This window comes from Fulvivirga sp. (assembly GCF_040220315.1).
GTDB lineage: Bacteria > Bacteroidota > Bacteroidia > Cytophagales > Cyclobacteriaceae > Fulvivirga.
In genome coordinates, this window is sequence record NZ_JAVJUY010000274.1 from 1 (window position 1) to 10,758 (window position 10,758).

The window sequence follows — 10,758 nt, forward strand, 5'->3', positions numbered from 1 at the left end:
CTACCTGATAATAATCCAGCGCATTATTAAATTTACCTTCAATCACTGTCTTTAATTGTTTTAAATCACTTTCCGACCTGCTGCATGTGATTATGTCAAATCCATTTTTAGCAAACTCCTCAATCAAAGCCTTTCCTATCCCTTTAGTTCCGCCCGTTATTAATGCTATTTTTTTCATACTTTTTTAATAATCTGTCTAAATCAATTTATCAGGAAAATCATTTACTGTAATATTGTTATCTTTCCAACTACTGCTGATAAAGTGGTTAAATTAACGGATTTGAATGGAAACACTGGGTAAGTACTTCATATTTTTAGGGAAGCTTTTCGTTAATACCGAGAATTTCAAAACCTATTTTAAACTCACGATGGATGAGTGCGTCAATATAGGTATCAACTCTATTTTTCTTGTGTCGCTGGTTTCATTCTTTATGGGTGCGGTAACTACTATTCAAACGGCCTATAATCTCATAAGTCCATTGATTCCTAATTACGTGATTTCGCTTGTAGTTAGGGATATGACCATCCTGGAATTGGCTCCAACCATTATTGGTGTAATATATGCCGGTAAGGTAGGTTCTAGTATGTCCAGTGGTTTGGGCACCATGAGAATATCGGAGCAAATTGACGCCTTGGAAGTAATGGGGATTAATTCCACCAGTTATTTGGTGCTTCCGAAAATTCTGGGATCATTAATTACTTACCCTGTGCTCGTAATACTATCTGGATTGTTGAATATTGTTGGTGGCTATTTAGCAGGTACACTAACAGGAGAAATAACGCCTTTTGAATACATATACGGCATAAGGTATGAATTCAACGATTATACAGTGACATTTGCTTTAATTAAGTCTTTTGTCTTCGCCTTTTTGGTAAGTTCTATTTCATCATTTAAAGGTTATTATACAACGGGCGGTGCACTTGAAGTAGGCAAAGCCAGTACGGCAGCTGTAACGCAAAGTGTTATTGCCATCTTACTAGCCGATTATTTATTAGCACAACTACTTTTATGATTAGAATTGAAAACATAAAAAAGTCATTCAATGGCAAAGAAGTGCTAAAAGGCATTAGCGGCACGTTTGAAAAAGGAAAACCTAACCTTATTATTGGCGCCAGTGGTACAGGTAAAAGTGTATTACTAAAATGCATCGTTGGTTTAATTCAACCTGATGATGGCTTTGTGTACTACGGCACTACTGAATTCTCCTTAGCGCCTAGAAATGATAAAACAGAGATAAGACGGCAAATAGGAATGCTTTTTCAGGGCGGTGCTCTCTTTGATTCGAAAACAGTGGAACAAAACGTGATGTTTCCGCTAGATATACTAACGGACATGCAACCTGCTGAAAAGCTTGACAGGGTTAATTTTTGCTTAGAAAGGGTTGGATTAGCAGGCCAAAATGGTAAACTACCATCTGAAATAAGCGGTGGTATGCAAAAGCGTGTTGGTATTGCCAGGGCTATTGTTAACAGCTCCAAATACCTTTTCTGCGATGAGCCAAATTCTGGGTTGGATCCCTTAACATCTATAAAAATAGATGAGCTGATCATGGAAATTACAGAAGAGTATAAAATTACTACGGTAGTGGTAACTCATGATATGAATTCACTGCTCGGTATTGGTGAAAATATTATGTTTTTACACGAAGGTGAGAAAAAATGGGAAGGCCATAAAGACGACATTATTCACTCCAACGTAAAAGAGTTTGAAGACTTTGTATTCGCCAGCAAGGTGATGCAGAAGTTGAAATAACTAGCTTTTTCTTTTATAGTTAAAGGTTGTTTCACCTTGCTCTAATTGAACAACAATTTTCAGCTCATTTTGATTAATCAATTCCATGACAAGTCCATCGAAAACAATTTCATCTTCACTCATAGAAAGGAATGGAAAAGTGACCATTTCCTCTTTTTGCTCCCAACCGGTTAAGTCCGGATTAAAATGCTTCAATTGTAATCCCACATCACTTATTCTGCAAAATTCATAGAAAATGACTTTGCCGTTTCTGGAATGACGAAACATTCCCATCATCACTCCTTCTTCAGGTGTTGACCATGACTCGTAATTCAAACCGCCTAAACCTTCTCCTTCCCAACTACCAACCAGCCAATCTAATTTATTGATATCAAATTCATCTGTCGATTGAGCGTATCCCACACTATACATCAATAGGCATACAATTATCAAAAGCTTTCTCATAATTCATTAGTCTTATTATTCGTACAAAAGGTTGTATGGCTTAGAACAAAGCGCTCACCTGTACCCTACCAATATGAATAGGCGAGTTATCTTCTGACTTCCGCCCGTTATAAGACAGGTTCAACTGTAAGCCGTTGGTGATTTTTTGCTGCCAATTTACCTGCCAGGTCATGTTTTGGCCCGGCCTGAGTGCTTCCAGCATATCATATCCAACAGGGCTATTTTCCTCCCCGGTAAACTCAATTTCAACCCATCTAAAAAGGATGCTCAAATTACTTTTAATGGCCTTATTGTACTTTATTTCACCAATCAGCTCATTCAATGTTGCCTGCTCTATTGATTCCATCGATTGGGTATTCTCTTTTTCAGTAATAGCATATTGCGCGCTAAATCGAAGAAAATTAGTCGGCTGCCAACTTATTTGTGGGTTCATTCGATAACTAACTATATTATAGTTTCTATCTGAAAGAAAATCAGAGTTTACTTCTTTTGTACTACGCTGAGAACGTAAATTAATACTGTATTGCCTTGATAAATTTACCCTTGCACCACTAATTACTTCTTGTAGATTCCGTTCTTCAAAACCATTGGTTAGCAATTGTTTATTTTCACTATTCGAGTAGGTTACATCCAACCCATAAACCGGATGTGTTCGATTATAAAAGAGTGTGCTTCTTAATGCGTTTCTTTCGGCTAATAATTCAGCGTCATTAATATCTTTTGCAAAAGCTAACATTCTGGCATCTAAACTTTTATCGGTTGTTTTTGTATCTGTAGACCATGACGTATTACTAGAAAACCTACTGAAAAAGTTTTTTAATCCACCCGCATTACTCCATGACCGTGGTGCCTGGGCGTTTACCCTAAAAATAAATAAGTTTTGGAAAGCAGATACAAACTCATTCGTAGGTGTAAATATCTTGGCGTATTGCCTTTCATCTGGATTAATCGCTTCAAAAAATTCACCTAAATCCTGAATTCCATCTTCATTTAAATCTCGCCAGGTGTGCGTCCCTTGCCCCTGCGGTACTTTAATGAAAACAAACTCTCGTTTCAGCTCCTGGCTATTGGCGATAGAATATGTTAGTTCTGAGCGGATATGGTTATCCAGCCAATTCGAAAGCCAATCAACTCTACCGGATATAGTTTCTTCAGATAAAACATCTTCCAAATAATCCACTTTGCGATAGTTAATAACTGATTTAATCGTGTGGCTCTCAAAACTCTTTTGCAAAGAAAACCTGGTGGTATTGGAGCTAGAAAATGCCTCGATCTCTCCTTCTGATGGTCGGTAATCATCGCGGTAGCTATGTCTTAAGTCGAATGTAATATCAGTATTAGTACCATTACTGATATAAGCCGTATGCTCCTCAAAAAACATAGCCGATGTTGAGATGCTATCTTTACTATTTCTTACTATATTTTTATCTGAAGAATATACATAGCCGGGGGTGAATACTCCACCTGCAAATGCCAGATCAGCATGAATACGTTCCCAACTGGCATCAAACGTTTCTACTTCATTATCCATTCTGAAATAGGAAGATCTTAATCGTACTTTTCCAAAGTTCTGATTCGCCCGAACCCTATGTTGAAAACCCCTTACCTGCTCTCCTCTATCTCTTCGTGATATGGAATAGTGTATGAGATTATCACCTTTTTCAACGCCCAATTCGGCATTAATAATCTGATCCTGAAATCTCCTTTCATCTGAGTTGGGGTCAAAACTCCAATCCCTATCAAACTCGATATATCTAAACCTGTCGATAGCATTAAAATTTTCATCATCACGCTCAAAGTCAAACGAAGCATTTAACGTGTAGCCAGGCAAGAAGCCGATTTCTCTCCCTTTGGTAGTGATTCCAGTTTTATGGGCGATGCCTTTGTTATCGCTATCATCAATGGCAGAATATAAATTATCGTCTTTGTTGGAAATAGCAATTTCTGTAAATATGGTTTCGTATTCATTAATTTCATATTGTGCGTTAATACTCACCATTTGCTTTTTGTTAGGTGCAGGTAAAATCGCTGTAGGTGAATATTGTCCTTGGCTTGTACCGTCTGTTCTAGGCACATATTCGAATACACGCCCGTTAGTGTTTGAAGATACTTGTACATAATCGCCATTCCCTAGTCCTACATCTGAAAAAGAAATTCTATAAAAAGCGCTATCCGGATTAGTGGAGTACTCATATATTTCCAGCGGTTTCCCATTATCACTAATTACTAGTTTTCTGTATAAAACACTCTCAGCTGAATAACCTACACTATCAACCGTCTCAAAAACTGCAGCATTTAAACTATCACCTATTTCACTTAAAAAGAGTTTCTCTTCATTACCCAAATCATATAAAATGGGCCTGTTAGGATTATCACGTTCACTGTATGCATTCACCCCTACAGTAAGGCCGCCCACTTTTTGCGTGTGCCTGGCAGTGGTAATGGCTCTGCTATAATTTTGATCTGAATACTCATAATCTATGCGAACCCTCGAAAATTGAGTGATTAAAACATTATTTGTGAATGTTAACTCGCCACTGTTGTAGTCAATTACATAGTCGTTATCAAAACCTCTTTTTAACTGAATACCATCTAAAAATACTCTTTCTGAATTGGCTAAAATCAATAGAAATCGCTCATTATTGGGGCCAGGAATTCTATATGGGCCTGACAGCCCCTCCCTCGGTTGAATTTGAACTGAAGCAAACTTACCTTTGGCCACAGAGAAGCCCACTTCAGATTCTGCCTCAGAGCCAGCCAAATTATATTTTGCATTCGCTAGTCCTCCTTGTACATTCTTATAATAACGTAAAAAATGTGACGGACTATTCTTAAATACAACATCTCCACCTGTAAGTGAAAACTTGTCATTATATATCTCAATCATTACATTATCAAAATCCTGTAGCTGTTGTGTGTTACCCTCTGGTTGGTATGGAACGTTTTGATCAGTAATAGAAGCCCTTATAAATAAATTGTCGGCCAGCTCACCGTCCATATTTAAATTAAGCGCTGAATTAACAAATACATCCTGATTATTACCAAACGAAACACCGCGGGTAATACTCCCACTTTTATACAAGCCTTCCGTTTTAAAAAGCTCTTCCTGCTTAAATGTGGTGGTATTTTTTACCGGATCTTTGAAATAGGCATTTGAATCATATACAGACAAATCCCTATGATAAAACTTCTGATGAAGTGGAAATGGATAAACTTTGTAGCAAACCTGAATAGAATCCGGAGCATTGTTATCCGACACTAATTCAATAGTTCCTTCTGAAATTTGATGAATTACCTCAACATCAGCATCAAAAATTGTGATACTGCCAGTAATTACTGATAATGAATCCAACTCTATAGGTGCATTATAGACTTTTATCCATTTGCAACGCTCATTGGACATTTGAGCTTCTGCTGAAAAAACTAAGCCTGTGAAAAGTAGTATAGAACAAATTCTCCCAATCATTCATCTAGCAAGGGTAGCTCAATATAGAAAGTTGTACCACTACCCTCTTCAGTTTCAAACCAAATTTTACCTCCAGCGTGTTCAATTCCATGCTTTGCAATAGCCAATCCAATACCAGAACCAGATTCCTTGGTAGTGAAGTTAGGCACAAATATCTTCGATTGTATCTCCTCAGGTATACCAGCTCCATTATCAGTTACACTTAATAGAATCTTCTGATTATTAGTTGCTAATGAAATTTTTAACATTTGTTCACCTTTAACAGAAGATTGAATTCCATTTAAAATAAGATTGGAAATAATTCTGCCCATCAGTTGTTCATCGCCCAGTGTATATACTTTCTCATGGGGTAATTGTAAGTCAATAGTCAGGTTTTTTGTGGCTTTATGTATGTTTATTGTATTAACAACAACAGAGGTTAACTCAAATTTCTCGCTTGCTGGTATCGGCATTTTAGCAAATGAACTGAATGAAGTGGCTATATCATCTAATGTTTCTATTTGCTTAAGCAAGCTATTTATTGGCTTTGCTCTTTCTTTATTTGATGGATCAAGCGTACGTTGTAGGTGTTGAAGCGTGAGCTTCATTGGTGTCAATGGGTTTTTTATTTCATGAGCTACCTGCTGTGCTATTTCCCTCCAGGCACTCTGTTTTTCGCTTCGCGCCAAAGCATTTTTACTTTCTTCCAGATTGATAAGCATCTTATTATACTCTCCAACCATTAATCCTATTTCATCATCACTCTCCCAATTTAAAGGTTCATTAAATTCTGTTAACGTGGTTTTCTTTAATTTCTGAGTTATAAACCTTAACGGAAAGGTAAGCCATTCAGTGGCAAAGTATGAGACAATTAAAAAAGCGATAAAAACAAATGTGAATACATTGATAATATTCTTAAGAACTACAATTTGGCTTTTTTGAAGTGCCGATTCTGAATCAAAAAATGGAATACTCACCACACCAACCAAATTGCCCGTCTCATAAGATTTAACCCCAAAATAAACGGAATTATAAAACAACTCACCTACAGATTCTTTAGTTGTATAGGCCTTCTCACCATCAAGAACTATATGACTATATGCCTCAGGATTAACGTACTCAGAAAGTAACTCATTCTCATAAATTGATGGTTGATTGGTGGCTATTAATTTACCTTTTATACTAAACAAGTTTATATCAGCACCAGCATATGATGAAATATCAGTTATGGTCTCTTTCAACTCATCTTCGTTTGTAATATTTTCTACAAAATCACTTAAAACACCACTGAGGCTAGATCCAATCTGCTCGGCTTTTTTATAATATTCCTCTACTACCTCACGCTCGAACGATGCATTAATAAGACTTAGTGTGGTTAAACTAACGGCCAGCAAAGGCAGAAAAAAAGCAATATTCAGATAGAGTTGAATTCTTGCAGAGTATGACAAATCAAGCTTTCTTGCCCAAATTATTATGACATACACTAACAAACACAAAAGCAGTAGAAACACTTGTAGCAGAAAAAGAAATGAAAAATTAGAGATCACATCCGCTAGTGGGTGTTGGTTAGAACTTACTACTATTCTGTGTCCAGCCTGATCGTTTACTGCTACATGTGAATAATTATCAAATGTAAACTGTTCTTGCTGCTGAAAGCTACTTTCTGCTATAAAGCGCTCATCATAATTAAAATCTCCAGAACTATACGTCACTTTATTTTTATCAAAAACTGCATAACTATAATCGGCATTTTGATATGGAATCAGAAATCTGTTATCTACCAGCATTTCGGGAAATACATTCTCTGGAATTATTCTTTTAAGCCTTAAGTCGAGAACAATATACCCAACATTTATTCCACGTCTCTTTATTTCTATGTAATTAAGGTACCGCTTACTAGCACCACTCTCTTGTAAATTAATAAAGTAGATGTCATCATAACCAGTTTTAAATTCACTCATAGTAAATTTCTTCATGCTCCGTGGTTGGCCTAGTTCAGATTCAAAAGACCTTCCATCCGCGTCATAAGTAAATATTTTTACATCATATTTATCAAAATAATCGTTGAGATAAACCTGCTTTATTTTAGACTTTACTACATCCTTCGAGAGAAATGGGGAAGCCATTCTGGTTTGAATAAAGATATCATTGGTAATTTTTTCATTGGCTATATAGAGTAAATACTCAGCCATGTGATCATTATCAGTTAAAAATTGACTGACATACCTTTTCTTTCTTTCTACTTCACGCTCATTTTCAAATTCATAAATCGAACCGGAACCTATTAACGCAAATCCCCCCATAAATAAAAATAGGTACAAGAACGTTGAAAAAGATAACCTTGTCAATGAAAACGTTACCCTTGAAAAAAGAATAGTGAAAAATATTATAGCAGCAATAAGTACCGATATGAAATAAGTCTGGTCTAACAATTCATTCACTCCTGCATATGCCGTACAACTGATTGAAAATAGAGCAATCAATTTTGTTCTGCTTTTAGTGAAATGACTGGCTGTACTTATTGCCGAATGTGAAAGGAAAAATATAGATATACAAAACAATAGGTAACAAAACAGTGAAGCTACCCTGGGAACATCAAAAATGATAGATTGATTAATGTCAAAGGATATTTGAGAGTTGTGATATAAGGTTTGATTTAAAAGGAATAACCAATGAAAAGAAAATAAAAAAAATGAAATGAGAAAAAATGAAATAATGCCTTTCTTTATTTTTGATTTTCTTAAAAGCGATCTATAGGAACTTGATTTCACAAAAAGAGATCCAATAAAAGACGCAAAAACTAAGAAAATAAAAAGATTAAATATCAGGTCAGCTAATGAAGTATTGATTATTGATGAAGCAAATATTTTCGAATCAAAAAGAGTAGAGTCTGAAAGGTTATTAGGCAATTCAAATTCAAGTAATAAATATCTAAAAACAAACAATGCTAATAAAAGAACTCCTAAACCTTTAAAAAAGCTATACTTTGCAACCGATCTACTAAATGAATAGATGAACAATAAAAAACTGAGACCGCCCAATACAAAAAAAAGCATTCCCAAATTTCTTAACCACTCTCTATTCACTTCTGAGTTAGGTAAGTAGGTAATACCGAATAAACATTGTTCTTGATAGCATATCTTATGTTGCGCTTCTTCGATTTTAATAATTCGTATATCCGAGGTCGGAAATACAGCTTTGCTAAATGAACTCCTGAAATACTTATTCTCAATTTTGTAATTTGAGTAAAGCGGAATTACTTTGATAAACTCATAGTCGCTGACAACAATTTTGCAGGCCAGGTACACCTTTCGGACTGATCTTATGAACTTAACTTCATAATTACCTTTAACCTCCCCATAATCAGGAACATAGTCAGATCCTGACCATGCCATGATTTTACCATCTTTATAGGCAAATGTGCCTTCCTTTTTCTCAACTTCTTTGAATAATTCCTTTGAATCTGAAACTGCATTTGCTATATTTTTGAGCTCACCAAATGCTTTTGTTATTTCTTTGTTTAACTCATTACTAATTTCTTTAGTCACTTCTTCCTTTGATTGAATGAAATAAGTGTAGGAGAAATAACTGCAGGCTGAAACAAGAAAGAAGCCCAGTGATATTAAAAAAGGAATAAGATGTGATCTAATTTTACTCATTCAAATGTATTAGGATAAATATAAACAGAATTAGACTGTATATATTCCCTCTTTATGAATGGTTTTTTAAGCTTGGTTTATAATTAACGCCACCAAACCAATAGAGAAACAATATTCTGGAGTACCTGAATAAGAAAGGAAGTAAGAGTAAAATCAACCCAACAACTGTTAACACAAAAGTGTGAAGGTTATAAATTTCAAAAACTGAAAGCGCAATTCCAACGGCCACAATTATAGCTACAGAAAAGGCGTAATTCACATACATTGCACCAATGAAAAACCCCGGCTCGCGTTCATATTTCAAACTGCACTTTGGACAATTAGCATGCATTTTGTGAAACTTAGACAGTACCAAGGCAGACGATTCAAATATATCACCTTCTCTACACTGAGGGCATTTTCCAGATAACGCTGCTTTAAACGGACCCATACTTTTTAGAATTAGCCTTACTATGTCTGTACCATAAAAACCCAATGATTCCAACTGCTAGGTAAGGCATCACAAACAAATATAGAATACCAAAATTTAATCCAGCACCAATTCCTATATCACCATTACTCAGGTTATTTTCTACTGTTGCCCTGCACATTGCACATTGGGCTAGTGCCTCTTGAGTAAGAGTTGTTAAACTAAAGAACGCAATGAGCAGAAGCTTTTTCATCTAATACTAAACGTAATACGGACTAATCATTAAATAAACTACAACGCCTGTAACGGCCACATATAACCATATCGGAAAGGTTATTTTAGCCAATTTCTTATGCTTTTCAAAATTACCATTTAATGCTCTAACATAGGTAAACAGCACCAATGGAATAACACTAATTGACAATAAAATGTGCGAGATAAGTATAAAAAAATATAAAATTTTATACTCCCCTCCATAGGAAGTAGGCTCACTGGTCATGTGGTAAATTACATACATAACCAAAAACAAACCTGAAAAGATTAGGCATAATTTCATAATGCGTTCATGAATAACAATTTTTTTGTTTTTGATCGCCAATAGTGCGGCTACTAACAAAATGGAAGTAAGTCCATTGATAGATGCATAAATTGGTGGTAAAAATGAAAAGTCGTAGCCATCTATTTTTACACCAAAAAGTACTGCTACAGCAATAGGTATAATTATTGAAACTGCAATAATTAATTTATTAGACTTATCAGCGTCCATGTTCTTGATCATTCTCAATAATAATTTTTAATTCTACGATCAATCTATCGATCTCATCCAACTCTCTTGAATAATACCCTCTGATTCTGTTTTTATTATCAACCAAAACCAAATTGGTTTGGTCACTACTTATAAAGCCACATTTACTTATTTTGTTTAATTGTTCAGCACTATATTTTCTAAAATCTATAGTTTCAGATTCAGTCGCATAATCAGAAAAACATATAAGTTCTATATGATCACCAAACAAATCGATCAATCGAAGCGAAACATTTTTTAGCT

9 protein-coding genes and 1 pseudogene are annotated in these 10,758 nt (G+C 35.4%); 2 read left to right on the top strand and 8 right to left on the bottom strand.

What is annotated here, in order from left to right; translation table 11 throughout:
- On the bottom strand, positions 1-178 hold a 178-nt coding region (locus tag RLO81_RS13730), incomplete at its 3' end, for an SDR family NAD(P)-dependent oxidoreductase (protein WP_350112644.1).
- A gap of 106 nt (positions 179-284) precedes the next feature.
- Between RLO81_RS13730 and RLO81_RS13735 the strand changes: the two genes are divergently transcribed.
- Together RLO81_RS13735 and RLO81_RS13740 are read left to right on the top strand one after the other, a co-directional pair.
- Positions 285-1,013: an MlaE family ABC transporter permease gene (locus tag RLO81_RS13735; protein ID WP_350112622.1), complete on the top strand. Its 729-nt coding sequence runs from the start codon at positions 285-287 to the stop codon at positions 1,011-1,013.
- The gene (locus RLO81_RS13740; protein ID WP_350112625.1) at positions 1,010-1,753 is read left to right on the top strand and encodes an ABC transporter ATP-binding protein; all 744 of its coding nucleotides are present in this window, start codon (positions 1,010-1,012) and stop codon (positions 1,751-1,753) included. The genes RLO81_RS13735 and RLO81_RS13740 overlap by 4 nt, the downstream gene beginning before the upstream one ends.
- Here RLO81_RS13740 and RLO81_RS13745 read toward each other — a convergent pair whose 3' ends face one another.
- The 7 genes and pseudogenes from RLO81_RS13745 to RLO81_RS13775 all read right to left on the bottom strand — a co-directional run.
- Positions 1,754-2,197, bottom strand: a complete 444-nt coding sequence (locus tag RLO81_RS13745; protein ID WP_350112628.1) for a DUF6265 family protein — start codon at positions 2,195-2,197, stop codon at positions 1,754-1,756. It lies immediately after the preceding gene.
- Positions 2,198-2,237: 40 nt separating this feature from the next.
- Positions 2,238-5,663 carry a DUF8818 domain-containing protein gene (locus tag RLO81_RS13750; RefSeq protein ID WP_350112630.1) on the bottom strand — a complete coding sequence of 1,142 codons (3,426 nt, stop codon included), beginning with the start codon at positions 5,661-5,663 and terminating at the stop codon, positions 2,238-2,240.
- Positions 5,660-9,301 carry an ATP-binding protein gene (locus RLO81_RS13755; protein WP_350112633.1) on the bottom strand — a complete coding sequence of 1,214 codons (3,642 nt, stop codon included), beginning with the start codon at positions 9,299-9,301 and terminating at the stop codon, positions 5,660-5,662. The genes RLO81_RS13750 and RLO81_RS13755 overlap by 4 nt, the downstream gene beginning before the upstream one ends.
- A 52-nt stretch (positions 9,302-9,353) precedes the next feature.
- Entirely contained in the window at positions 9,354-9,731 is a 378-nt protein-coding gene (locus tag RLO81_RS13760) for a DUF983 domain-containing protein (RefSeq protein ID WP_350112636.1), read from the bottom strand.
- Entirely contained in the window at positions 9,718-9,963 is a 246-nt protein-coding gene (locus RLO81_RS13765) for a CAMCR motif-containing small membrane protein (protein ID WP_350112639.1), read from the bottom strand. The genes RLO81_RS13760 and RLO81_RS13765 overlap by 14 nt, the downstream gene beginning before the upstream one ends.
- Before the next feature lie 6 nt (positions 9,964-9,969).
- A complete protein-coding gene (locus RLO81_RS13770; protein WP_350112641.1) occupies positions 9,970-10,488 on the bottom strand; it encodes a DUF420 domain-containing protein in 519 nt (172 codons plus the stop codon).
- Positions 10,466-10,758, bottom strand: a pseudogene (locus tag RLO81_RS13775) (hypothetical protein); the annotation flags it as partial. The pseudogene RLO81_RS13775 and the gene RLO81_RS13770, both read right to left, overlap by 23 nt.

Bases quoted from the DNA above. Each gene is read 5' to 3' on its own strand.
- RLO81_RS13735 (WP_350112622.1), top strand. From the start codon at position 285: ATGGAAACACTGGGTAAGTACTTCATATTTTTAGGGAAGCTTTTCGTT.
- RLO81_RS13740 (WP_350112625.1), top strand. From the start codon at position 1,010: ATGATTAGAATTGAAAACATAAAAAAGTCATTCAATGGCAAAGAAGTG.
- RLO81_RS13745 (WP_350112628.1), bottom strand. From the start codon at position 2,197: ATGAGAAAGCTTTTGATAATTGTATGCCTATTGATGTATAGTGTGGGA.
- RLO81_RS13750 (WP_350112630.1), bottom strand. From the start codon at position 5,663: ATGATTGGGAGAATTTGTTCTATACTACTTTTCACAGGCTTAGTTTTT.
- RLO81_RS13755 (WP_350112633.1), bottom strand. From the start codon at position 9,301: ATGAGTAAAATTAGATCACATCTTATTCCTTTTTTAATATCACTGGGC.
- RLO81_RS13760 (WP_350112636.1), bottom strand. From the start codon at position 9,731: ATGGGTCCGTTTAAAGCAGCGTTATCTGGAAAATGCCCTCAGTGTAGA.
- RLO81_RS13765 (WP_350112639.1), bottom strand. From the start codon at position 9,963: ATGAAAAAGCTTCTGCTCATTGCGTTCTTTAGTTTAACAACTCTTACT.
- RLO81_RS13770 (WP_350112641.1), bottom strand. From the start codon at position 10,488: ATGATCAAGAACATGGACGCTGATAAGTCTAATAAATTAATTATTGCA.